The organism is Streptomyces sp. NPDC059142 (genome assembly GCF_042755665.1).
Taxonomy (GTDB): Bacteria; Actinomycetota; Actinomycetes; order Streptomycetales; family Streptomycetaceae; genus Streptomyces.
Genome location: NZ_JBHZDA010000047.1, coordinates 16,901 through 38,414, shown reverse-complemented (window position 1 = coordinate 38,414; position 21,514 = coordinate 16,901). Strand labels below are relative to the sequence as shown.

Below are 21,514 nucleotides of genomic sequence, written 5' to 3'. Positions count from 1 at the left end.
TGTTATATTTTCGGGTGGGGTGTTTTTTTTTTATACCCCACAAAAAATACCACAACGGGTTGTTGGTTTTTTTTTTTTTGGGGTTTTTGGGGGGGGGGGGGGGCCCCCCCCCCGCCCCCCGAAGCCCCGCCGGCCAGGGCGGGCCTCCACCTGGGAGCATCACATGATCAACGTCATCTCCACCAACGAGGGCAGCGACGTCAGCGAGGAGTACGCGGAGCGGGTCGAAGCGCTCCTCAGGTCGAGCGGGCGGCTGCGCGAGACGACCCAGCACGGCAGGCTGGGGGAGACCGCTCTGACGATCCGTCTCTACGCCTACGCGGCCCCGGGGACCGAGGAGCCGAGGTGGGCGGTGGACTACGAGGACGGCGCGTCGCGGGAGCTGGAGGAGTACGACTCCCTCGCGGAGGCGGACGCCCGCTACGAGGAGATGGTCCGCGATGTCGCGGACAGGCTGCGGGAAGACCACGAGGGTGTCCAGGAGCGGTTCAGCGCCACCGACGTGGAGGGGGTTCCGGGCCCGCTGCCGGAGCTGCCCGGCGTGGACATGGGCGACGTCGAGACGCTGCTCGACCAGCCCTCGCAGGACCCGGTGCTGTACGTGGAGCGCGAGGGTGACGAGGTCCGGATCGCGTACGGCCCGGCCGCCCAGGTCCCGTCGGGGACCGTCCTGCTGACTCGCGACGCGGTGCTCGAAGAGTTGTCCCTCTCCGACACCCCCGTCCGGTTCACCTCGCAGCACCTGGACGAGGGGGACCGCATGATGCTCGACTACCTGGCCCACCGGGCGCAGGCTGCCCGGCGCGCCGCGGTGAGCATGCTCTTCGTGCCGAGCACGGACTGACCGGCCAGGCGGCCCGCGTCCCCGCACACGGGGGCCGGGCCGCCGCCCCGCGTCCCGTCCCGCCTCCTCGTCTCCGGAGTACCGATGACCGAGCAGCACCCCACCTACCCCCTGACCACGTCACCGTGGATCCCTGTCCTGGACCTCGACCTCAGCGCCGACGCGTCGCACCGCGCGGTCGGCATCACCGAGGCGCTCACCCGCGCGCACCGTCTGCGGCTCGCCGCCGGGCACACCTCCGACATCCCCGTCCTGCGTCTGCTGGCCGCCGTGCTCGACGCGGCGTGCGGGCCCGCGACCACCGCCGAGTGGGATGCCGCCTGGCGGGCCGAGGCCCTGCCCGCCGACCGGATCACCGCCTACACCAAGACCTGGGCCCACCGCCTGGACCTCCTCGACCCGCAGCGCCCGGCGTTCCAGTGCGGGGCGCTGACCGCGTGGAACCGCGACGCGCGCGTGCTGGACCCGTCGGCGCTGGGCGGGGGCGCCGGCAAGTGGTTCAGCAGCGAGCTGCGCGCGGCCGATACGGAGGGGTATCGGGCGTGGGAGCCGGGTGAGGCGGCCGTACGGCTGCTGTGGCTGCTGGCGTACGACGTGGCCGGCATCAAGGGCGCCGCCCCGGGCGATCCCGCCGCGAAGAAGAGCAAGATCTACGGGTCCCAGGTCGGGGCGGTCGCCGGTATCACCCACCTGCACCTGAGCGGCGCGACCCTGAAGGACGATCTGCTGCTCGCGCTGCCCCCGCAGCCCCGGGCCGTCGGCGACGCGCCGGTCTGGGAGCGTTCCGATCCGCCCACCGCGATGCGCACCCGAGCCGCACGGGGCCGTCTGGACCGGCTCACCTGGCCCTCCCGCCGGATCCGGCTCCACGCCGATGCCGACGGACGGGTCGATCTGCTCGCCGTCCACGACGGGGACCGGCTCGACGGCGGGCTCGCGGCGGCCGAGCCGCTCGACCCGATGTCACTGTGGCGCACGACGAAGAAGGGCAACCCCTACCCGATGGAGATCACCGCGGAGGGGTGGCCGGTGCCCTGGCAGGCCGCCCGGGCACTGGATCCCGGGAACCAGGGCCGCAGCGCCGTCATCGACCACGCGATCGCCGCCGCCGAGCGCGGCGCCATCCCCCCCGACTACCCCCTGCGCGTGACGACCGGCCAGATCATCCACGCGAACGAGCACCGGGCCACCATCAGCGACGACCCGCTCATCACCGTGCTGCTGGGCACCGGCGCCACCCTGGCCGACCCGCCCACCCGCCAGGGCCAGGCCCGGCGCGCCCGCTACGCCGAGGCCAAGAAGTCCGACCTGTTTCAGGCCGTGCGTGAGGTCGTCGAGCACACCGCCGACCGCTACCGGCCCCGCCTGCTGTTCACCGAACTCAGCAGCGGGCGGGAGTGGGAGCAGGCGGTACGGCTCGACGCCACTGATCCGGACGCCGCGCGATCCCTGTGGGGCCGCGCGGTGAAGGATGCCGCGGCCGAGCTGATCGCCCGGCTGCCGATGCCGATGAAGCGGCAGACGCAGGTCCAGGCCGCCTACGACTCCCTGGCCCGGATGCCCAGGGACGCGGAGCCGACGCAGAAGGCCGGGAAGGCCGGCGGGCGCCCCGCGACCCGATACGAATGGCGCGGCCAGCAGTACACCCTCAAAGCGCTCTCCGAGCTGCCCGAGTGCACGGTCAGCTACGCGACGCTCCACTCACGCGTCAAGAGAGGCGTGAGCGTGGAGGAGGCCATGACGACCGCCGCCCAGCGCGGCCCGGCCCCCGCCACCCCCGGCACAGGGGCACAGAAGGCCGAGAAGAACAGCGGGCGCCCCGCGACCCGGTACGAATGGCGCGGCCAGCAGTACACCGTCACCGAGCTGGCCGCCCACCCCGAATGCGGGGTGAGCGCCCAGACCCTCCGCAGGCGCCTCAGGGCGGGCATGAGCGTGGAGGACGCGGTGACCGCGCGCACCCTGCGGCCCTAGCCGGACCAGCTATCACGGCCGTCGACGTCCGGGCGATCACCGCCCCGCACAAGGTCCACACACCGTAGGCGCCGCCGTCCGCGCGACCCCGCGATGCCCGGCCGTCCCGACACGGCCGGGCATCACGCACGTCCGCCGGCGGGCCAGGGCACCGTGCATCCGGCCCGCCGCAGGCCAGGAAGTCCGGTGACCCACGGTTACCCGGAGCCCCCTTGCCCTGACCTGACCTCGGATGGTCAAGACCGCGCTCGCGACCCTGAGGTCCGAGCTGCTGGACGCGATCACGGCCGCCGACGCGGCGGCCGGACCCTCCGACGCACGGGAGACCCTCGTACGCGCCGCCGCCCCCGCGCTGAGCCGCCGCCTGGTCGTGCAGCACCTCGGCGCACAGGACGTGCTCACGATCGCCCAGGACGCGGTCGACGACTCCGGCATCACCCGGAACGACCACTACTCCGTACGCCTCACCCCGGCGCCGGACGGGACGGTCACGCTGCACTTCGACGCGGACTACCCCGAGGAGTACGAGCGGGAGCCCGACGCCTACGGGTACCAGGACGAGCCCGACGAGGGGCCGCGCCATCCCGACCCGCACTACACCGCCGAGCACAACGCCCTCGGGTTCCTGCTGACCTCCCTCGAAGCCAAGGGCCTGTCCTGCATCACCGACGGCCCCCACGCGACCGTGATCGACGATCTCCGCGCCATGGAACCGGCGACGCTGCGCATCAAGAGGACCCCCTGACCTGCCGCGACGACGCAGGCGCCCCCGGCCGGGGCCAGGTCCCGCCCCCGGCCGGGGCCAGGTCCCGCCCCCGGCCGGGGCCAGGAGCAGCAGCAGCTCCGCAATCGCCCCGCCACCGGAGGCCGTGGAACCGGCGGCGGAGTATATTCGAACGCATGAACGATGAGGTGGGTCCGCTCGTGGAGGTGACCCTGCCCGGCGGGCGCCGCGTCGAGGGCCGCCTCCACGCCCGCCAGCAGCAGACGGACGGCCGATGGCTCTACCGGGTCTGCGTCGCGGTACCGGCCGAAGCGGTCACGCCCGTCGCGGGCGAGGACTACCAGCGCGTCCCCACCGAACGGGCCCACCGGCAGGTCCTGGAGGCTCTGCGGCACGACCGGCCCGACCACCGGGCCCTCCTGCTCCACACCGGCGAGGACTGCTGGGCCGCCCGGGGCCGACTCACCCCGGCATCGCCCGAACAGGCCCGCGCCTTTATTCGGGAGGGTTGGGCCACGGCTTGCGACGCCTGCCGTCCGGCGGGCCGAGCGCCGGGTCAGGGGCGGGTGGCGCCGACGTAGTCCGTCTCCGGCATCGCAGAGGTCAGGGGTGCCAGCTCCACCACACGGCCTGTGCGTGGTGCGTGCAGGACGTTTCCACTGCCCGCGTAGATGGCGATGTGGTAGATGGAGGCGGTGCTGCCGTGGGACCAGAACAGCAGGTCGCCCGGCTTGAGACTGTCCCGGGAGACGGGCCGGTCGGACGTGGCTCCGTACTGTGCGGCGGCCGTGCGGGGCAGTTTGGTCTTGGGCCAGTACGCGTACTGGACGAGGCTGGAGCAGTCGAAGCCGACGGTGGAGGATGCGGAGCACTTCCCGCCCAGGTAGCCGTTCGTGCCGTCGCAGAATCCGGTCGAGGGGCCCGCAGGAGTGCCGCCTCCCCAGGAGTACGGGGTGCCCATGCGGGTGGCCGCCTTGCGAAGGGCGTCTGCGCCCGCGCCGGAGCCGGAGACCTGGAGGAGGCCGGGGCCCTGGAAGCGCGTCATGGTGGAGAGGATGACCTGTACGTAGTTGTAGGTCTCGCCGCCAGCGAATGATCTCGGGGGCACCCCGCGGAACTGCTCGACGCGGCCCCATCCGGCGTTGTAGCCAGCCAGCGCGAGGGCGCGTACGTCACCGGGGTACCCGGAGGTCTTCGCCTGCTTGAGCAGGGAGCACATCATGCGGCCCTGCGCCATGACGGCGTCGCCGATGTCCCACAGGCTCACCCGGCCGTTGCCGTCGTCGTCGCGTCCCCATGTCGCGAATGTGGACGGCAGGAACTGGGCAGGGCCCTGAGCGCCGGCGGCGCTGGTGGCCTCCTCGGGGCTGGTCTTGAACTTGCTCTCCTGGTAGAGCTGGGCGGCCAGCAGGGCCGGGGCCATAGCAGGCTCCTTGCAGGCCGAGTCGGCCTTGAGGATCCACTCCCGGAACTCGGCCGGAACGCCTTGCAGCCCACCCCCGCCGTCGGACGCCTCGGTGGCGAAGGCGTCGTCGTCGGCAATCACCCCGACCGTCACGAGGACTGCCAGGACGATGAGGCCTATCACCGCGCCGGCAGCGCCAATGAGCACCTTCACGTGCTATCCCCCCGTGCTTTTCCCTTTGCCTGTCGTGCCGGTTGTGCGACTTCCTGCCGTACTAGATCACGAGATGCTTGATGTGCGTGCCCCATTTGGGTGGGACGCGGCCGCGAGTGGGGCTGTGGCTCACATAGGGTCAGGCCGGTCTCTTGCCCGGGTGAGTTCGCTGGGCGGAATATCGCACCCCATTGCGCAGGGCGAAATGAACACGTCCGGGCGGGGGCTCTTGGTGCCCCGGTGGTGTGGCCGGTGAATAGGGGAGTTGACGCGGTGACCGCGACGGGGGCCGCCTCTCCCGATCGGATCGCTGTCCAGAAAAGCCCGTGCTTTGCGGGCAAAGCCGCCGCAACCGCGCATTGTTGTGGAACACCACCTGTGACCTGACCTCCGGCTACTGCGAAAACCTCACCCGGGTTTGTCAGAGGTTCACGCTAACCTCATGATCCCGAGAACCCAATATTGTGGCCTAAACGAAGGCATGCAGGGGGGAGTTGCGGCATGACCACCCAATCGATGGCATCAAAACCGGGCGCAGGCGTTCCGGTTGCTCTCCGGTACGCGCTGATGTCCGTGAGCGGGATCGACATTGCAGTGGCGACCGTCGCCGCGATGCTCGACGACGAATCCGGAGGAGCCCGGGCCCGGCTTCTGGTGCCCGGGGAGTACCTCCCGTACGGAGTGGTCCCGGTGCTCGTGGCCGACACGACGCTGTACGGCGCGAGGCGGCTGGAGGAAACGCTGCTGCGCTGGGGCCCGTTGCCGAGGCCCTGGCTGGTGTGGGTGGCCGAGGCCCCGGCCCGTCCGGTGCAGGACGCCCGCTTCCTGGTCCGCGCTCTGGAGGGGCGGCTGGCCGGGGTGGCGAGAGTGCCGTACCTGCCGGTCCTGCGCGCCGTTAAGGGACCTGACGAGGCCCTGGAGTACAAGAACGTCCGGTCCGCAGCCGAGAAGCTGCGGCGCACGATCGAAGGGAAATGATCATGGCCGTGGAACGGCTCTACCTGGCGGGCCTCATCCCGGGGGCCAAGCCGACGAAGATCCCGGGGATGGACGGCCCCGTGAGCCAGATCTTCGGCTACGGCCTGTGGCTGCTGGTCCTGGCGGGAGTGGGCGGTGTGGCGTACGGCGTCTACAAGCTCGCCGTCTCGGACAAGTCGCGCAACGGCGGCGGCAGCGAGCCGTTCAAGTGGATGGGTGGGGGGCTGGCGGCGATCCTGTTGTCCAGTTCCCTGATCGCCATCCTCAACGGGATTGCGGGCTGAGGCGGGCATGGGACGCTCCAGGGGGACGTGGAACACCAAGGGCACCTGGGTCGCGGGCGGCGCGCTCGCGGCCGTGCTGGCCCTGACCGGGTACGTGGCGCTCAGCGGTGGCGACGACGGCGGGGGCGCCCCGGCGGGCAAGGGCGGGGCGAGCGCGTCCGTGTCCGCGCCGCCCGGCCCGTCGGCGACGTACGCGCCGCCGGAGGACTGGACGGAGCCGGAGCGGTGGGCGGCGCTTCCGCGGGGGATGCGCACCGACGGCCACGGCAGCCAGGTCGGCTTCCCGGAGTCGGCCGAGGGCGCGGTGGCGATGATGCTCGCGGCCAACACGACCGCCATCGACGCCGAGAAGTCCAACGTGGACGAACAGCTGCGCATCTACCGCTCGTACATCGGCTCGGCCGACCAGTCCGCGACCAACGCCGAACAGATCGAGCTGAATGCCATCCAGAGCGACAAGGCGCTGGCCAAGGAGATGGGCGTGGGCGCCGGGCAGCCGCTGCCCGCAGGCGCGTACCTCCGCAGCACCGTGGTGGGCTACAAGATCATCAAGACCTCCGGCACCGAGGTCAGCGCGTGGCTCCTGGCCAGGGTGGTCCAGAAGAACGGGGAGATGGCGAAGGAGTCCGGCTCCTACACGCGGACTCTGGCCGGCGCGCAGTGGGAGGACGGGGACTGGAAGCTGACCGGGGACGCGACCGCCCGTGCGCAGCAGGACGTCCAGGGCCAGGCCCAGCCGCAGATCGTGGCCCCGGGCGACCCGGAGTTCAACGCCTCAGGATGGACGGCCATAAGGGAGGCGTCGTGAGGCGCCGGATCGCCGCGATCCTGCTCGCCCTGGTCGCGCTGCTCGGTGTGTCCGTCGTGTCCGCGCCGCAGCCCGCGCAGGCCGACGGGATCATCGGCGGTTCGATCGAGGCGGTATGCCGGGTCGGTACCGGCCCGGTGCTCGGGACGATCCTGCACACCGGCGGCAAGCTGAAGGGCATCGGCGGTCTGACCGGATCGGACATGTGCGACGCGGTCGGCGCTGCGGGCGAGAAGGCCGTCAAGGAGGCCTGGAAGAACGTCTGGGATTCGGCGCTCGGCGACATCATCAAGTCTGCCGAGGACGTCACGAAGTGGGTCATCAAGAAGGTGCTGACCTTCGCTTTGCTCGGTCCGTCCGTGGACTTGAAGGGCACGGGCCTGTGGACGGGCAAGGCGACCTTGGCGGGCATGCTCACCTGGCTCGGGCTGGTGATCGCCGTGGCCGGGATCATGTGGCAGCTCGGCAAGATGGCCGTGACGGGCAAGATCCAGCACGCGGGGACGGCGATGCGGGGGTGGGTCGAGAATCTGATCCTGTCCACCATCGGCGTGAGTCTGTTCGCTTTCATGCTGGTGCTCGGGGACGCACTGAGCGCCGGGCTGGTCAACGCGACCTTCAGCGACGACGGGCAGGCCTACGAGCGGATCATCAAGGTGCTGCTGCCCGTTGCCGTGGCGAACCCGATCACACTGCTGTGCATCGTCGGCGTGCTGCTGCTGATCGGGTTCATCCAGCTCGTCATGATCTTTCTGCGGCAGAGCGCCATCCCCATCATCTGTCTGCTGCTGCCCGTGGCCGGCGGCGGCCGGACCGGCGGTGAGGTCACCCGCAAGTGGGCACCGACCCTGATCACCACCGGACTGGTCATCGTCGCGTACAAGCCCACGGTCGCCATCATCATCTGCGTCGGCTTCGCGGAGTTCGGTCACGCGGCGACCCTCGCCGAATGGCTGCGCGGGTGCGCCACGCTGGTCCTCGCGGTCCTCGCCCCCGGCCCGCTCACGAAGGTCTTCGCGCCGTTCGGGGCGGCGGCCGGCGGGGGGATGAGCGCGGGCGGGGCCAGCGGTGCGCTGTCGGCGGCCGCGGGCTACTTCGCCGGGAAGGCCGGAGGCGAGGGCGGCGGAGACGGCGGCGGTGGCGGTGGCGACAGCCCGACAAGTCCGGTCGACCACGCCAAGATGGTCGCGCAGACCATGGGCAGCCAGGGCGGCAGCGGCGGTTCCGGCGAGGACGGCGGCCAGGGCGGCGACGCCCAGGCACAGGCCGCCCGGAACGAGGCCGCCCGTGTGCCCGGCCAAGGCGGTCCCGAAGGCGCCGCGGGGGCTGACGCGGCCTCCGCCGGTGAGGGGCTGGCCGGCGCGTCGGGTGCCACCGGCACCGGGGCGGCCGGGGCGGCCGGGGCGGGCGCGGGTGCCGCGCTCGGGCCGGTCGCCGCCGGTATTCAGGTCCTGGACGGCGTCAACGACGCGATCCAGGGTGCGAGCGGAGCCGTAGGCGGAGGGAACCAGCAGTGAGTCATGAAGTGCCGCAGACCTTGATGGTCGACGGCTTCAGAGCCCGCCAGTCCTTCGGGTTCGGCGGACTGTCGCGGACCGCGACGATCTTCGCGGCGGTCGTACTGGTGGCGGACGGCCTGATCGCCACGCAGGCGCCGCTGTCCCTGCTGGTCAGCCTGCCGGTGACGGCGGTCGCGTTCGGGCTGGCCGCCGCGAAGCGTCACGGCATGTCCGCGCTGTCCTACTACTGGGCCAAGGTCGCCTGGACGCGGGCAGCGAAGTACGACGCCACCTCCTACCGGCGGTTGCTCCTGCCGCACCCGTACGCCCTGGACCTGCCCGGCGTCGGTGCCAGCTCCACCCTGATCAAAGCTCACGACCCGACCAGCGGTCGGCCGGTTGGCGTCGTGCACGACCGGGCGACCGGCTACATGACCCTGACCACTCTGCTCGCCCCGGGCGGCAGCCTCATGGCGCCCACCGGGGCCGTGCAGAGCAGTCTGCGGACCTGGGGCTCCGTGCTGGACGCGATGAGCACGGACGAGCAGGTCAAGGGCGCCAGCGTCACCATCCAGATCACCCCGGGCGCCGGGGAAGCCCTCGGCGACGACGTGGCGGCCCGCAAGGACCCCGGAGCGCCGCAGCTCGCCAAACGGATCATTGACGAGTTGGTCCGTACGACCCCGCACGCCACCGCGAGCGTCGCTCCGTGGATGAGCGTCACCGTGGACCCGCACGCGACCGTGACCGCGCCGGCGGATCTCGCCGAGGAGGTCGCCGAGGCGCTGCGGGTGGTCGACGGCCTGGACCTCTCCGGTACGGGTACGGACATCGAGCGCCGGGCGACCGACATCGATCTGCGACGGATCGTCAGGTCCGCGTACGACCCGGGTGTCTTCAACGCGCGCGACGCGGAGTTCGAGGAACTGTCCTGGGCGGAGTGCGGGCCGCAGGCCGCCGACGACGGCTGGGAGGAGTACGCGCACGATGGCGGGGTGTCCATCAACTGGGTGCTGCGCGAGATGCCGCGCCGCCCCATCCCCTACTCCGTGCTGCTGCCCCTGCTGGCCCCCGGCCGCTACCAGCGCCGCATCACACTCAGCTACAGGGTCCTGGATCCGTACGAGGGCGAGGCGGTGCTGGAGCGGGAGATCAGTCACGCCTACCAGCGGGCGCAGGCGACCGCCGAGGTCAAGGGGCGCGCGAAGTACAGCCAGCGGGCCGACGCGCAGCGCGCGGAGAAGGCGGCCGCGCAGGTGGCCGGCGGCGCACAGGTCGTCGACTGGACCCTCATGGTCACCGCCACGGCCCGCAGCGCCGCCGACCTGCCCGCCGCGCGCCAGGAGCTGGCCCGCGCGGTCAAGGCCACCCGAGGCATCCGTATGCGCAGCGCCTTCGGCGCCCAGGCCGCCGTGTTCGCGGCCGGGCTGCCGATCGGCTACTCCCCGCTGGTGAAGGACTGAGGAGAGATGGCGCGCAAACACAAGGCGGTGCCGGTGACCACGCCCAAGCGTGTGATCACCGTGACCGAGCAGGCTCTGACCCGCGAGGAGCGGCGGTCCGAGAGGAAGCTGAAGGGCCGGTTCGCTCCGCGGCTCGGATGGGGCGGCCGGTTCGGCGGCCGCGCGCCAGTTGAGGACTCCGGGACCGTGTACACGGGCCCCACCGGCCAGGCGGCCGGGATGTATCCCTTCCTCTTGGGGTCGGGCCTGCCGCCGCGCGGCGTGCCGGTAGGACGGGACGTGCTCACCGGAGAGCTGGTGTGTGTGGACCCCAGCGGATGGACCGGCAAGTTGACGACCAACCCCGGTGTCTGGGTCATGAGTCAGCCCGGCGCGGGCAAGTCCGCGCTGGTCAAGCGCGTGTGCCTGGTCTACTCGGCGTACGGGCACATGGTCTGTGTCCCCGGTGACGTCAAGGGCGAGTACACCGAACTGATCCGCGAGCTGGGCGGATCCGTCGTACGGATCGGCGACGGCATCGGCCGCCTGAACCCGCTCGACTCCGGCCCGCTGAAGGGACGCGTGGACACGCTGCCCGCTGACCGGCGCGAGTCCCTGCTGGACGTTCTCAACGGCAGGAGGCTGGAGACCCTGGTCGCCCTGCTGTCCACGAAGCACGGACTCGGCCGGGCCCCGGACGAGGTCGAACGCAGCGCGCTCGACACGGCCGTGCAGGTCGCTTCGGCTGCCCAGGAGTCCGGCAGCGACCCCGTGGTCGCCGACGTCGTCCGGGCACTGCGGATGGCCCCCGAGGAGCTGCGGACCAAGCTCGCCGCCGAGGGCGAGCGGTACCAGGACCTGACCCGCAGCGTGATTGCCGGGCTCGACAATCTCATCGGGGGGCCTCTGAAAGGGCTCTTCGACGGGCCGACGACGACCCCCCTGGACATCTCGGCGCCCGCCGTGTCCGTGGACATCTCCGCCCTGCGGGCCCGCGGCAACGATGTCGTCTCCGCCGGGATGATCGCGACGTGGGCGTACACCTACTCCGCGATCGACTCCGCCCGCAGCATCGGGCTGATGGACCGCTCCCTCGTGCTGCCGATGGACGAGATGTGGCGCGCGCTTCGGTCCGGCCCCGGCCTGGTGGACGCGATGGACGCCATCAGCCGACTGAACCGCACCACCAACGACGTGACGATCTACGTCACCCACTCGCTGCTGGACGTCGAGGCGCTGCCGACCGAGCAGGACCGGGCCAAGGCCAGGGGCCTGATGGACCGGTGCGACACGTGGGTGATCGGCGCGTCCTCCGAGGAGGAGCTGAGGCGGGTCACCGGCAAGCGCTCCCTCACCGAGCAGGAGCGCATGATGATCGGCTCGTGGTCCTCGGCGACATCGACCGGGCTGGACATCGACCCGACGTACGACGACGCCGGCGGGCGCAACGCGGCCGTGGAGGACGAGGGCACCCGGCACCCGGGCCGCGGCAAGTACCTGATCAAGATCGGAACGAGGCCGGGGATCGCGGCGTCGCTGGAGCTGACCGGAACCGAGCTGCGGCTGTACCGGACGGACACCAACCGGCGCCGGATCACCACGGGAGGTGGTAGCTGATGATGACGGAGAACGACCGCGCGTGGGCGGCCGGGGGAATCGTCCTCGGCGGTGCCGTGGCGCTGGCGGTCTCGACATGGGCCGGAGCGGCGGCCGGTGCGCTGGTGACCGGCGACGACGTCGCCGACTTCCCCCTGTCCCTGGTGGACGCCTTCCAGATGGCCACCGAGTGGTCGACGGTGTGGCCGCACTCCCAGACCGCGTCCACCATCGGTGCCGCACTGCTGGACGTGTTCGTCGTCGTTCTCGTGGTGTGGGGGCTGCGGGTGTCGTTCCGCTGGTACCGCAATCCCTCCAGCCTCGCGACGCTGCACCAGATGAGGGAGCTGACGCCGCGCCACGCAGCCCGTACCGCGACCCGGTTGCGCGCCTCGTTGAGGGAGACCAAGCCGAAGGACGTCCCGGCCCGCGACCGGGGCGTGCTCCTCGGCGACCACATGCCGTCCGGCGTCGAGCTGCGCGGCTCGGACGAGGACACCTACGTCGCCATCATGGCGCCACGTGCCGGTAAGTCCACGGCCCTGGCGATCCCGGTCGCCGAAGAGGCGCCGGGAGCCCTGCTGATGACCAGCAACAAGGCCGACGTCTACGCCGCGACGCGCGGCTCCCGCGCGCAGATCGGGGCGACCTTCCTGTTCGACACCCAGGGCGTGGCCCAGGCCGAGCGGGACGTGTGGATCGACCTGGTCGCACAGGCCGAGACGCTGGAGGGCGCCGAACGCCTCGCCTCCCATTTCGTCAACCAGATCACGAGCGAGCAGGCCGACCCCTTCTGGAGTCAGGCCGCCGGAGACCTCCTCACCGGCCTCTACCGGGCCGCGTGGTGGGAGGGCGCCACCATCCGCGAGGTGATGAAGTGGCTGGCCGATCCGAAGGAGAAGGCGCCGCTGCGCGTGCTCTACGAGCACGAGCCCGTGCTCGCCGAACAGGTCGATTCCTCGATCAACATCGCCGAGGAGACGCAATCGGGCATCTACCAGAACGCCCGTACGGCGATGAGCGCGCTGCGCGACGAGAAGGTGCTCGCGTGGGTCACCCCGGACAAGTACCGGGCCCGTTTCGACCCCGAGGCCTTCGCGACGAGCAAGGACACGCTGTACCTGTTGAGCAAGAAGGGCGGACCGTCGAGCGCCCTGGTCGCGGCGGTCGCCGACGCGGTCTTCACCGCCGGCACCGAGGCGGGGGAGCGGGCGGGCGGCCGTCTGCCCGAGCCGATGCGCGCCGTCCTGGACGAGGCCGCCAACATCTGCAAGATCGGCGACCTACCCGACTTGTACTCACACCTCGGCTCGCGGGGGATCACGCCGTTCGTGATCCTCCAGAGCTACCGCCAGGGCGTACGGGCGTGGGGTGAGGTCGGTATGGACTCGATGTGGTCGGCGGCCACGAAGAAGGTCATCGGCGTCGGCATCGACGACGCCAAGTTCGCCGGTGACATCAGCAGCCTGACCGGCGCGCACTTCGTGGAGCGCGGTTCGTACTCCAAGTCGAAGGACGGCGGCAGCCGGAGCTGGTCCGAGCAGCGGGAGCAGGTGCTCGACCCCGCGGAGATCCGCGCCATGAAGAAGGGCACGGCGCTACTGATGGCCACCGGCATGCCCGTTGCTCAAATCGGTCTGCGCCCCTGGTACGCGGAGAAGCTGATGGCGCACATCGGCCCGCAGATGAAGGCAGAGGAGCACGCCATCACCAAGCGCGCCGTTGCCGCGTACGAGGAGCGGAAGGCGGCGCGCAGTGAGCGATGAGCCGGACGAGGTCCCGGAGTTGAACGTGCCGATGGGCATGTTCGAGGACATCGAGGACCTCAAGGCCCAGCTTGCGCAGCTGACGACCCTGGTCAAGGAGGTCGCCGGTGGCGACGACGCCGAGCCGGGCGAGGCCTCCGCCGACGACGAGGCGGCGGCCGGCGGGGAGGCCGAGGAGGCAGCGGCAGAAGAGGACGAGTGGCAGTACCCGCCGTTCATTCTGCTGCTCGACCCGCCGGAGTATGACGACGAGCTGAGGGCCCTGATCGAGTGGGTCGAGGGCGTACTCGTGCCCGGCTACCTCGCGGAAGCGTCGGCCGATGCCCGCTGGTGCCATCTGTGGTTTGAGCACAGCGTGGCCATCGCCCGCCTGCACGCGGTGTGGCTGGCCTGGCAGGAACTGACCGACCCGGCATCCTGCGGATACACCGGTCCGTCGGTCTGGCACCGCGACCACCTGGACCCCGCCCTGCGCGAGCTGCGGAGTTCCTCCGGCCCGTTCTCGGGCTGCACCAAGGGTGAGTACCAGATCTCGCACCGCCTGCCCAGCGTGGTGCCGAGCGCGTGGAACTCCGGCACCAACTGACCAACCCCGCCGTACAGCGGGAGGCCGCAGGGACGCGCCCCGGCGGCCTCCCGCTCTCTACTGCTCGCCGAGCTGGTCAACATCCGTGACCGGGTCAGTGTTGAGGCGACATGCAGTCAACTCACCTCAGAAACTCACCTCTTAAGAGGTGAGTTTCTGGCTAGAGTGGAGCCATGACCACCGAAGCCGTCGCCCTCATCCCCGAGCCCGCCCCCGCCCCGTTGCTGGGGGCCGTCCCCGACCCGCCCGCCGAGGTGACCGTCGCCGAGATCGCCGCCGGAGTCACCGCCGCTCTGGTGGGGGCCTGGAACACGATCCGCGCCAACCACTCCGACGTGCCCGAGGCTGTCATCAGCATGGCCACCGGCGGCCGCGTGGGCGCCGTGAGGCGGGCCCACTTCGCGCCCCAACGGTGGCGCCTGCGTGAAGGCGACGCCGTACACCACGAGGTGTTCGTCACCGCCGAGTCGCTCGCCGACGGCGCACCGAAGGTATTCGGGTACCTCCTGCACGAGGCCACCCACGCGGCCAACGAGCACAGCGGCGTCCATGACTGCTCCGCCAGCCAGTACCACAACAAGCACTTCCGCAAGAAGGCCGAGGAGCTGGGGCTTGTCCAGCGGCCCAACGTGGACGACAAGTGGAAGAAGAAGTACGGATTCGCCGGTACGGAGTTGGGCGAGGAGGCCGCGAAGTCGTACGCCGACCAGATCGCCGCCCTGGACGCGGCGATCCACGCCACTCGCACGCCCGACTTCTTCGCCACCCGCACCCGCGGGGGCGGCAGCAAGGGGGGAACGACCGACGGCGCGGAGGGCGACACCGGCGCCGGCGAGGACGGCGAGGCGCCTTCCGGGAAGAAGGAGAAGGAGGACCGCAACTACGTCAAGGCCACGTGCGGGTGCACCCCGGCCGCGGTCATCCGGGTCTCCCCGAAGACCTTGGAGCGACGCAGCATCATGTGCGGCGAGTGCAGGGAGGACTTCACAGTGGGGGAGTCCGCCGAGTGATGGTGGTCTTTCTGGCCAGATAACCCGCGCGGGCCCCGGCGGTCTCCTCGCAGAGGGGGAGCCGGGGCCCGCGCCGTTGTGCGGCTGTCCCGCCGTGGCGCACCGGGAACGGGCGCTTACAGCGAGCTTTTCGGGTGCTACTTGGCGATGCGGAACACGCGGTTGATGGTGCGGCAGGGGCGGCAGTCGGGCGCGTGGGCGTGAGTGCCGCGCAGGTGGGCGAGGAGGGCGACTCCACCGGCGGTGGCGCCGAGGCAGATGAGGACGTACAGGAGGTCAAGGGCGAACGACATGCGATGTCCTTTCGGTGAGGGTCAGGCGAAGTGCCGGGCGGCGGCCGCGACGAACCGGTTCGTGGCCGTGAGGGCGTTCTCGCGAAGCGTGTCGAGCGTCTGCTGGTCGGGGGCGCCGCGCAGGGCGAGCGTCGCGCGGGTCGCTTCCTCGGCGGCCGTGGCGAGCGACGGAATCAGGATCGCCACCTGCACCTTCGGCGCCTCGATGGCGGACCGGGTGGCGTGCGACCCGGCACGGGCCGCGGAGATGACCTCCGGGTCGGCTCCGGACAGCCGCAGGCCTTCCCGTACGGCCATGGTCCGGCGGTGGCCGGCGACGGCGGAGGCGAAGGCGGTGACGGCCTCCAGCTCCCGGTCGCGGCGGTGGTCGTCCCGGGCCTCACTGCGCGTGGTCCGGGCGGTGCGGTGCTGGATGAGCCCGGCGACGACCGCACCGAGCAGGGTGCCGACGACCGCGATCACGGTGCTCAGCACGAGTCCTCCCCTGCGGTGGCGGACGGCTGCTCGATCACGGAGTCGCGCCGGTCGTCCCAGGCCGTGCAGTGCGAGGCGGTCCGGCCGTCGGCCAGCCACCGGACCGTGATCTGCCACGACGACCGAGGGCCGAACGGGTGGTCGCGCTTGATGTCGAGGACCTCGTACGCAGGACCGTTCGACCCGCCGCGGTAACGGCCGCCGACCCGGCGCGGGCCGACCTGGAGGTTCACGAACTCCTCGTGGGTCAGTTCGTACCCCTCCTCGCGGGCACCCAGCGCCTCGGCGCGGGTAGTGCAGCCGCACTCGGTGCAGCGGCCGATCCGCTGCGGGCTGACGGTCCCGCACGTCGCGCACGTCACCAGCGGCTGCTGGCACTCGTGGCAGGCGTCGTAGTGCGGCGGGTTGCTCGCGCCGCAGGTGCAGGTGGACGCGCGCCGCTCGCGCAGCGCGATGACGACGTCCCTCTCGTATGCGCCCAACAGGGTCTCCTTCTCGTACGGGCCGGGAGATTCCCGGCTCTGTATGGCATTTCTGGCCAGATAACTCGGGCCCGAGCGCGATCCGCTTCGCGAAGGGCGCTGGGGCCCGGGTTGTTGCGCGGCTGCACCGCAGTGGTGCAGCCGGTTCAGTGGCGCCTACTGCAAGGAGAGGCGCGGGTTGCCGGGCTGCTCGGGGCCGACAGGCCGTACGGCGGCGGCTCCCAGATGGCCGGGGCGTCGGCGTCCGCCGGGCTCATCCGAAGACCTCCACGAGCCGGATCGTCACCGCGTCCTCGTGCAGCCGCTGCTTCTTCAGGTAGTAGTTCCAGGTACGGGTGTCGCAGCGCTGGGGGATGCCGTCGCCCGGGTCGAAGTCGACCGTCCCGCCGAAGTCGAGGTACACGTCCTGGGTGAGGACGGCGGCCAGTTCGTCCGCGTCATACATCGGCTCCAGGCCCTGGAAGACGCGCTGCCGGTCGACCCGAGCGCGCGCCGAGGCGGTGCGCACCTCCAGGGCGAGCGGGCGGAGCGCGGCCCACTCCAGCAGCACGTCGGCGTGGCACGACTCGCCGGGCGGGCACGGGCAGGCCAGGTCCATACCGACCAGCTCCGGAAGCCGGGCGAGGATCATCTCCCGACGCTGGTCGCCCTCGTCGGAGGTCCAGTTGGCGCGGCTTCCGCGCAGCCAGGGGTGGAACTCCGCGACGGTGCTCTCCCGGGCCTCCGGCTCCTTGTAGCCGATGTCCACGAGCTGCGCGACGGTGAACGGGTTGCCGAAGTGGCTCGTCCGGTCCACGATCATGCACCGCTCGGGCTTGCGCCAGCCACGGTCTCGGCGGCGCTGGATACGGGCGCAGGTACGCATCGGATGCGGTCCTTTCCTGCTGGTTAGAGGGTGGGGGCCGTCGGCCGCGCGTTGATCGGGATGTGAATCTCCCCGCCGCCGCAGTCGAAGTCGGCCCACTCGTGTTCGGGGGCGAGCGTCCATCCGTTGTCCGTTGCAGCGCGCACCGTCTCCCGGACGGCCTCGGTCCTGCTGGTGTAGTCCCCGAGGTTCACGGACGCGAGCGGCAGGGCGAGGTCCGAGGTGAAGGTCTCCACTGAGGCCAGCCACTCCCCGCCGCTCTGGAGGAGCAGGAGGTGGGTGGCCACCAGCCCGGCTTTGGCGGCGAGTTCGAGGTAGCGGGCGTGATCGGTCTGCATGACCAGCCCTTCGTACTCCGGGAAGAACTCGGCGAGGCCTTCGCGTGCCGTCTCGTCGCCCTCCTGCGCTTTCCGCAGTACGGCGACGGCATCGGCGATCCGCTCGGGGGAAAGGGTGTCGTCGCGCATGGTGGCTCCTGTCGGGGTGGGGACGATGTCGTGCACGGTGGTGAAGCCCTCGCGGAGCAGGGCGTCCGTGGTGGCCTCTCGGGTGAGGTCGTGCTGCCAGCGCAGCGTGTCGTCGGGCACGCGCCGGTTGGCCGGCCGCAGCGCGTTGCGGGTCAGGCAGGTGTCGAGGTCGGGCAGGAAGCGCAGGGCGGCGACGGGGCGGCCGTGCCGGCGGGCCCGGTCCACGAGCTGCGCCCGCACGTGGAATTCCACATTCGTGCTGTCGAGGAAAACCGTCGCCCCGACGCTCAGATGCCGTTCCAGGAGGGCGTTCTGCCGCTCCACGGCGGCCGGGGTCACCGACTGGTCGCCCGCGTCCCCACCGATCTCGCGCCTCAGGGAGTCGAGACAGAGCACCACGTCGACCGCCGCGGTGGCAGCGTACGTCGACTTCCCCGAGGCCCCGGGACCGACCGCGACCAGCAACGTTCCGGGCACCAGGTCCAGCGGCGTCACAGTGCCACCGCCATCGAAGCCGCGGTGACGAGCAGGCCGTTCGTACGCTCCTGCATGCGGTCCACGTACTCCTCCAAGTCGAAACTCGCGTCGGTGCGGATCTCCTCGGCGGAACGGGTCCAGTCGGTCAGATCGGCCACCTCGCGGGCACCGCGGAAAGCGTCGTCCTGGGCCGGAAAGGCGGCAAGCGCGCCGCCGGAGTGGTGGCCGAGCCGCCACGGGTTGGCGACACCGTCGCCCTGCTCGCGCAGTTCCACCGGCAGCTCGTAGATGCGCAGGCCGGGCACGGGCTCCACAGCCGGCACGGTGACCGTGGACTCGGAGTTGCTGAACCGGATCGCGTACGGCGCGACGGGCAGTGAGGGCTCGGGGTCGGGATCCACCGAGGGATGGGTGAATCGGACCGGCTTGCCCAGGGCCCGGGCGTAGCGGATCTCGGAGAGGGTGGACTCCCCGATGTAGTCGCCGACGACCAGGATCTCATCGGCGAGACGAATCTTCGCGCGGTGCAGGTCGTTCAGCTCGTACTTGAGTCGTTCGGCCCGGTCGGGGTCCGCCCACAGGGGGTGGGGCTCCTTGAGGTCGCATCCGGGCTTGACGACGATCCGCTTCGCGGCGGTCTCCTGCCGGTCGGCCTCCGTCATCTGCTCCATGAAGCGGATGGAGCCGCAGATCACGACGATGACCGGCAGGCCAAGGTCCCTCTTCGCGGAGACGAGGCGTTGCTCGGGGCTGAGTAACTGCGGGTGAGCCATGGGTTTCTCCTTACTGATGCAGTTGAAGGCGGAGGTCAGAACTGGCGGCACATCCAGGCGGGGAAGCGGGCCGCGCAGGACGCACAGGCGAGACCTCCCGGCACGAGGCGCCACCCGGCCGGCGGCCGCGCAGACGACGTTGTGGTCCGTCGCCCCGCAGCGTGTGCACGTGGGCTGCTGAAGCGGCCTCCCGGACGGCGCCGTTCTCCGTACGCGACGTCATGACGTTCTCTCTTCTCCGGGCGTGACCCGGAGGTCGAGCAGTCCGCGATCGCGCATCAGGTCGGCTGCGGTCTCGATGAGGGCGCCGGACAGCTCGATCTCCATATCGTCCAGCAGCTTCGAGTGGTCCTCAGGGCGGTGACCCCACTCGATGAGGAGGTTCGTTGCGACATCGCGCATACCGGTCAGCGGCGACCAGTAACAGGCTTTCAGCCACTCGTGGTCGCTGCGGAGAAGGACGGCGTGTGCTGGGTTCTGGGTGATGTCGTAGCCGCTCATCCCAGCCCCCAGTGGTGTCCGACGCAGTGGTACTCGACGGTTCCGCTCACGGCCGTTCCTCCCCGTTCGGGTCGTTGTCCACGGGGGCCGGGCCGAGGCCCAGTCGGATGAAGGCCTCGCGGAAGACGGGCCTGTTCTCGGTGCTGACCTGGTAGGCGATGGTCTTGTGCCAACTGGGGTTGTCCCGGTCGGCGACGGCGATGACGGGCGGTTCGATGCCCTCGGGCAGCCAGCCCTCGCGCATGCCGCGCGGTACCGCCCTGGTCAGCGCGTTGGACGGCCCGTTGAGCTTGCCGAGGGCTTCGCGTAGCCGGTCGGCGTCGAGACAGCCGTTCTCGTCGCCGTCAAGGACCACCATGCGGGCGAAGGTGCGAGCGCCGGACGTCAGCGAGCGGAGGTAGCGCTCAGCTCGGTCGGTGGTCCAGCGGGTGTCGACGGTGACGACCGACAGCTCGGCGTGATGCCGCGCGGCGAGCGCCACCAGCTTCTCGGCGAACTCCTCGTCGGCACCTTCGATCGTGATCTTCACCGGTCTGCTGCCTTGGCGATGATGTCGGCGTGATCGAAGGCCAGTTGGGGCAGGTCGTCCAGGGGCCACCAGCGGGCGTCGGCCGCGTCGTCCTTGGCGTGCGCGGCGGTGCCGACGGGGACGGAGACCGCGTAGGCGATGGTGACGTAGCGGCCGCGCGGGTCGCGGCCGGGGGCGGCGAAGGCCCCGATCTGGCGCAGGTCTCCCGGGGCCACATGCACGCCGGTCTCCTCGCGCAGTTCCCGGACGGCCGCCACGAGGTCGTCCTCCCCGGGATCCACATGGCCGCCCGGCAAGGCCCAGTCCCCCTGGAACGGGGGCCAGCCCCGCTCGATCAGCAGCACACGGCCGTCCGGTCGGATGGCGTCGACATCGGCCGTGAGGCGGATGTCCTCGAAGATCTCACTGTCGCTCACGCAGGTCCTCTCTCATACAGGGCGTTCGTGGGATTCTCTCCCCGTTCTCCGGGGTCTCCATAAGGAGTCTGCCCCGCGGGGGCTCTCCCCGTCTAGACCGGGGAGAACTTGGCGGAATTCTGCACTCGTTCGGGTGACTTGGTGGACCGGTGCGTCTCGCCTCGGATAATGTGCCATATCCGAGGCGATAAACCGGACATGACGACAGGTCACCCGAACCGGCTCGCCCACCCGGAAGGAATCGAACGCCCGTGCCCCAGCCTGACAAGCAGACCGACGCGGTCCCGGCCGCCACCCTCTATGAGTGGCAGCGCCGCGCCGAGCATCACCTCGCCGCCCTCATCGAGCACGGCGCGAGTAACAACCTGCCCCCGCTGCTGTGGTCGCTCGCCCCCAACGGCAACCTAATCGGCCGGGCCGACGGCCTCGGCTTCACCCCGGACGTCCAGCGCGAGAGCGTCCGCCGGTGGGCCGACCACGTCGGCGCCCAGGTCGACGTCGAGCACACCAGCGACGGCCGCGAGGAGCTGTACGCCGGGTGGAAGGACGACGAGCGCCGCACCCGCGGCTGCTTCCGCGCCACCATCTTCGTACACCACGAGGCCCCGCACCCTGAGAAAGAAGGCAGCGCCGCCTACCTCGACGCGCTCAACAAACTCACCAAAGACCCGGTGGAAGGCGAGTCGGCCCGCAAGCTCTGGAACAGCCACCTGGGGATCGCCGAGGGAGGCGAGTGATGCCGCCCTTCCTCATCGTCACCGCCGTGGTGGCCGCCGCGTTCATGGCCTGGTTCTACGTGGGCCTCATGCGGGTGCACGCCGGACAGGCGAAGAACGTGGTCGAGGGGATGACACCTCAGCGGATCGTCTACCACCGCCTGAGCCACCAGATCCGACGGGAGCACGGCCGATGAACGACCTCACTACGGCGCCGACGCCGCAGGCAACTCCCGTCAGCCCGGGGCAGCTTGAGCTGTTCCGCGTACGGACCCGCCCGCACATCACCCTCGACTACGCCCGCCCCGACGGCAGCCCGCTCACCGACGCCGACTTCGACCACCTCGCCCGGATCGCCCGGGCCGCCATCACACGAAAGGGTGACTGACCGC

General features: G+C 70.9%; 25 protein-coding genes and 1 pseudogene. 16 read left to right on the top strand and 10 right to left on the bottom strand.

Annotation, left to right across the window (positions count from 1 at the left end; all coding sequences use genetic code 11):
* The first annotated feature begins 163 nt into the window (after window positions 1-163).
* The 4 genes from ACFXPK_RS18625 to ACFXPK_RS18610 all read left to right on the top strand — a co-directional run bounded on the left by ACFXPK_RS18625 (window position 164) and on the right by ACFXPK_RS18610 (window position 4,123).
* Window positions 164-844, top strand: coding sequence for a hypothetical protein (locus ACFXPK_RS18625; RefSeq protein WP_385076686.1), 681 nt, complete (start codon window positions 164-166; stop codon window positions 842-844).
* 84 nt (window positions 845-928) lie between these two features.
* Entirely contained in the window at window positions 929-2,818 is a 1,890-nt protein-coding gene (gene casA, locus ACFXPK_RS18620; RefSeq protein WP_385076683.1) for a type I-E CRISPR-associated protein Cse1/CasA, read from the top strand.
* Window positions 2,819-3,050: 232 nt separating this feature from the next.
* Window positions 3,051-3,563 carry a hypothetical protein gene (locus tag ACFXPK_RS18615; RefSeq protein ID WP_385076680.1) on the top strand — a complete coding sequence of 171 codons (513 nt, stop codon included), beginning with the start codon at window positions 3,051-3,053 and terminating at the stop codon, window positions 3,561-3,563.
* A 155-nt stretch (window positions 3,564-3,718) separates the two neighbouring features.
* Window positions 3,719-4,123 carry a DUF6233 domain-containing protein gene (locus tag ACFXPK_RS18610; protein ID WP_385076677.1) on the top strand — a complete coding sequence of 135 codons (405 nt, stop codon included), beginning with the start codon at window positions 3,719-3,721 and terminating at the stop codon, window positions 4,121-4,123.
* On the opposite strand, the gene ACFXPK_RS18605 is transcribed toward ACFXPK_RS18610, so the two are convergent.
* Window positions 4,099-5,160 carry an NlpC/P60 family protein gene (locus ACFXPK_RS18605; protein ID WP_385076675.1) on the bottom strand — a complete coding sequence of 354 codons (1,062 nt, stop codon included), beginning with the start codon at window positions 5,158-5,160 and terminating at the stop codon, window positions 4,099-4,101. The two genes, ACFXPK_RS18610 and ACFXPK_RS18605, sit on opposite strands and share 25 nt — an antisense overlap.
* A 573-nt stretch (window positions 5,161-5,733) precedes the next feature.
* On the opposite strand from ACFXPK_RS18605, the gene ACFXPK_RS18600 reads away from it, so the two are divergent.
* From ACFXPK_RS18600 to ACFXPK_RS18560, 9 genes are all read left to right on the top strand, one after another.
* Window positions 5,734-6,138: a hypothetical protein gene (locus ACFXPK_RS18600; protein WP_385076672.1), complete on the top strand. Its 405-nt coding sequence runs from the start codon at window positions 5,734-5,736 to the stop codon at window positions 6,136-6,138.
* A gap of 2 nt (window positions 6,139-6,140) precedes the next feature.
* Window positions 6,141-6,422 carry a hypothetical protein gene (locus ACFXPK_RS18595; RefSeq protein WP_385076670.1) on the top strand — a complete coding sequence of 94 codons (282 nt, stop codon included), beginning with the start codon at window positions 6,141-6,143 and terminating at the stop codon, window positions 6,420-6,422.
* Between the two features lie 7 nt (window positions 6,423-6,429).
* Window positions 6,430-7,230, top strand: a complete 801-nt coding sequence (locus tag ACFXPK_RS18590) for a hypothetical protein (protein WP_385076667.1) — start codon at window positions 6,430-6,432, stop codon at window positions 7,228-7,230.
* The gene (locus tag ACFXPK_RS18585; RefSeq protein ID WP_385076664.1) at window positions 7,227-8,747 is read left to right on the top strand and encodes a hypothetical protein; all 1,521 of its coding nucleotides are present in this window, start codon (window positions 7,227-7,229) and stop codon (window positions 8,745-8,747) included. The genes ACFXPK_RS18590 and ACFXPK_RS18585 overlap by 4 nt, the downstream gene beginning before the upstream one ends.
* Entirely contained in the window at window positions 8,744-10,192 is a 1,449-nt protein-coding gene (locus ACFXPK_RS18580; protein WP_385076662.1) for an SCO6880 family protein, read from the top strand. Before ACFXPK_RS18585 ends, ACFXPK_RS18580 begins: the two co-directional genes overlap by 4 nt.
* A gap of 6 nt (window positions 10,193-10,198) precedes the next feature.
* Window positions 10,199-11,788: an ATP-binding protein gene (locus ACFXPK_RS18575; protein WP_385076659.1), complete on the top strand. Its 1,590-nt coding sequence runs from the start codon at window positions 10,199-10,201 to the stop codon at window positions 11,786-11,788.
* Window positions 11,788-13,533 carry a type IV secretory system conjugative DNA transfer family protein gene (locus ACFXPK_RS18570; RefSeq protein ID WP_385076656.1) on the top strand — a complete coding sequence of 582 codons (1,746 nt, stop codon included), beginning with the start codon at window positions 11,788-11,790 and terminating at the stop codon, window positions 13,531-13,533. Before ACFXPK_RS18575 ends, ACFXPK_RS18570 begins: the two co-directional genes overlap by 1 nt.
* Entirely contained in the window at window positions 13,523-14,119 is a 597-nt protein-coding gene (locus tag ACFXPK_RS18565; RefSeq protein ID WP_385076653.1) for a DUF4913 domain-containing protein, read from the top strand. Before ACFXPK_RS18570 ends, ACFXPK_RS18565 begins: the two co-directional genes overlap by 11 nt.
* Before the next feature lie 173 nt (window positions 14,120-14,292).
* A complete protein-coding gene (locus ACFXPK_RS18560; RefSeq protein WP_385076650.1) occupies window positions 14,293-15,129 on the top strand; it encodes a hypothetical protein in 837 nt (278 codons plus the stop codon).
* 137 nt (window positions 15,130-15,266) lie between these two features.
* Here the strand turns inward: ACFXPK_RS18560 and ACFXPK_RS18555 are convergent, their stop codons facing one another.
* The 9 genes and pseudogenes from ACFXPK_RS18555 to ACFXPK_RS18515 all read right to left on the bottom strand — a co-directional run bounded on the left by ACFXPK_RS18555 (window position 15,267) and on the right by ACFXPK_RS18515 (window position 20,406).
* Window positions 15,267-15,422 (bottom strand): hypothetical protein, encoded by a 156-nt coding sequence (locus ACFXPK_RS18555; RefSeq protein WP_385076647.1) that lies wholly within the window; start codon window positions 15,420-15,422, stop codon window positions 15,267-15,269.
* 21 nt (window positions 15,423-15,443) lie between these two features.
* Window positions 15,444-15,896, bottom strand: coding sequence for a protein kilB (locus ACFXPK_RS18550; protein ID WP_385076645.1), 453 nt, complete (start codon window positions 15,894-15,896; stop codon window positions 15,444-15,446).
* Window positions 15,890-16,378, bottom strand: coding sequence for a hypothetical protein (locus ACFXPK_RS18545; protein ID WP_385076642.1), 489 nt, complete (start codon window positions 16,376-16,378; stop codon window positions 15,890-15,892). The genes ACFXPK_RS18550 and ACFXPK_RS18545 overlap by 7 nt, the downstream gene beginning before the upstream one ends.
* Window positions 16,379-16,631: 253 nt before the next feature.
* Window positions 16,632-17,243, bottom strand: a complete 612-nt coding sequence (locus ACFXPK_RS18540; protein ID WP_385076639.1) for a DUF4326 domain-containing protein — start codon at window positions 17,241-17,243, stop codon at window positions 16,632-16,634.
* Between the two features lie 23 nt (window positions 17,244-17,266).
* Window positions 17,267-18,205, bottom strand: coding sequence for an AAA family ATPase (locus tag ACFXPK_RS18535; RefSeq protein WP_385076636.1), 939 nt, complete (start codon window positions 18,203-18,205; stop codon window positions 17,267-17,269).
* 371 nt (window positions 18,206-18,576) lie between these two features.
* Window positions 18,577-18,960, bottom strand: a pseudogene (locus ACFXPK_RS18530) (hypothetical protein); the annotation flags it as partial.
* Between the two features lie 219 nt (window positions 18,961-19,179).
* Window positions 19,180-19,461 (bottom strand): hypothetical protein, encoded by a 282-nt coding sequence (locus tag ACFXPK_RS18525; protein WP_385076633.1) that lies wholly within the window; start codon window positions 19,459-19,461, stop codon window positions 19,180-19,182.
* A 46-nt stretch (window positions 19,462-19,507) separates the two neighbouring features.
* On the bottom strand, window positions 19,508-19,990 hold the full coding sequence (locus tag ACFXPK_RS18520) for a hypothetical protein (protein WP_385076630.1): 483 nt from the start codon (window positions 19,988-19,990) through the stop codon (window positions 19,508-19,510).
* Window positions 19,987-20,406 (bottom strand): NUDIX domain-containing protein, encoded by a 420-nt coding sequence (locus ACFXPK_RS18515; protein ID WP_385076627.1) that lies wholly within the window; start codon window positions 20,404-20,406, stop codon window positions 19,987-19,989. The genes ACFXPK_RS18520 and ACFXPK_RS18515 overlap by 4 nt, the downstream gene beginning before the upstream one ends.
* A 251-nt stretch (window positions 20,407-20,657) precedes the next feature.
* On the opposite strand from ACFXPK_RS18515, the gene ACFXPK_RS18510 reads away from it, so the two are divergent.
* From ACFXPK_RS18510 to ACFXPK_RS18500, 3 genes are read left to right on the top strand one after another with little or no spacing between them, the layout of a single operon-like run.
* Window positions 20,658-21,143 carry a hypothetical protein gene (locus tag ACFXPK_RS18510; protein ID WP_385076626.1) on the top strand — a complete coding sequence of 162 codons (486 nt, stop codon included), beginning with the start codon at window positions 20,658-20,660 and terminating at the stop codon, window positions 21,141-21,143.
* A complete protein-coding gene (locus tag ACFXPK_RS18505; RefSeq protein ID WP_385076623.1) occupies window positions 21,143-21,319 on the top strand; it encodes a hypothetical protein in 177 nt (58 codons plus the stop codon). The genes ACFXPK_RS18510 and ACFXPK_RS18505 overlap by 1 nt, the downstream gene beginning before the upstream one ends.
* On the top strand, window positions 21,316-21,510 hold the full coding sequence (locus tag ACFXPK_RS18500; protein WP_385076621.1) for a hypothetical protein: 195 nt from the start codon (window positions 21,316-21,318) through the stop codon (window positions 21,508-21,510). Before ACFXPK_RS18505 ends, ACFXPK_RS18500 begins: the two co-directional genes overlap by 4 nt.
* The last annotated feature ends 4 nt before the right edge of the window (window positions 21,511-21,514 follow it).

Excerpts from the sequence above, each read along its gene's own strand:
- ACFXPK_RS18575 (WP_385076659.1), top strand. The coding sequence starts at position 10,199 with ATGGCGCGCAAACACAAGGCGGTGCCGGTGACCACGCCCAAGCGTGTG.
- ACFXPK_RS18560 (WP_385076650.1), top strand. The coding sequence starts at position 14,293 with ATGACCACCGAAGCCGTCGCCCTCATCCCCGAGCCCGCCCCCGCCCCG.
- ACFXPK_RS18610 (WP_385076677.1), top strand. The coding sequence starts at position 3,719 with ATGAACGATGAGGTGGGTCCGCTCGTGGAGGTGACCCTGCCCGGCGGG.
- ACFXPK_RS18625 (WP_385076686.1), top strand. The coding sequence starts at position 164 with ATGATCAACGTCATCTCCACCAACGAGGGCAGCGACGTCAGCGAGGAG.
- ACFXPK_RS18570 (WP_385076656.1), top strand. The coding sequence starts at position 11,788 with ATGATGACGGAGAACGACCGCGCGTGGGCGGCCGGGGGAATCGTCCTC.
- ACFXPK_RS18615 (WP_385076680.1), top strand. The coding sequence starts at position 3,051 with ATGGTCAAGACCGCGCTCGCGACCCTGAGGTCCGAGCTGCTGGACGCG.
- ACFXPK_RS18500 (WP_385076621.1), top strand. The coding sequence starts at position 21,316 with ATGAACGACCTCACTACGGCGCCGACGCCGCAGGCAACTCCCGTCAGC.
- ACFXPK_RS18540 (WP_385076639.1), bottom strand. The coding sequence starts at position 17,243 with ATGCGTACCTGCGCCCGTATCCAGCGCCGCCGAGACCGTGGCTGGCGC.
- ACFXPK_RS18595 (WP_385076670.1), top strand. The coding sequence starts at position 6,141 with ATGGCCGTGGAACGGCTCTACCTGGCGGGCCTCATCCCGGGGGCCAAG.
- ACFXPK_RS18590 (WP_385076667.1), top strand. The coding sequence starts at position 6,430 with ATGGGACGCTCCAGGGGGACGTGGAACACCAAGGGCACCTGGGTCGCG.
- ACFXPK_RS18525 (WP_385076633.1), bottom strand. The coding sequence starts at position 19,461 with ATGAGCGGCTACGACATCACCCAGAACCCAGCACACGCCGTCCTTCTC.
- casA (WP_385076683.1), top strand. The coding sequence starts at position 929 with ATGACCGAGCAGCACCCCACCTACCCCCTGACCACGTCACCGTGGATC.
- ACFXPK_RS18505 (WP_385076623.1), top strand. The coding sequence starts at position 21,143 with ATGCCGCCCTTCCTCATCGTCACCGCCGTGGTGGCCGCCGCGTTCATG.
- ACFXPK_RS18555 (WP_385076647.1), bottom strand. The coding sequence starts at position 15,422 with ATGTCGTTCGCCCTTGACCTCCTGTACGTCCTCATCTGCCTCGGCGCC.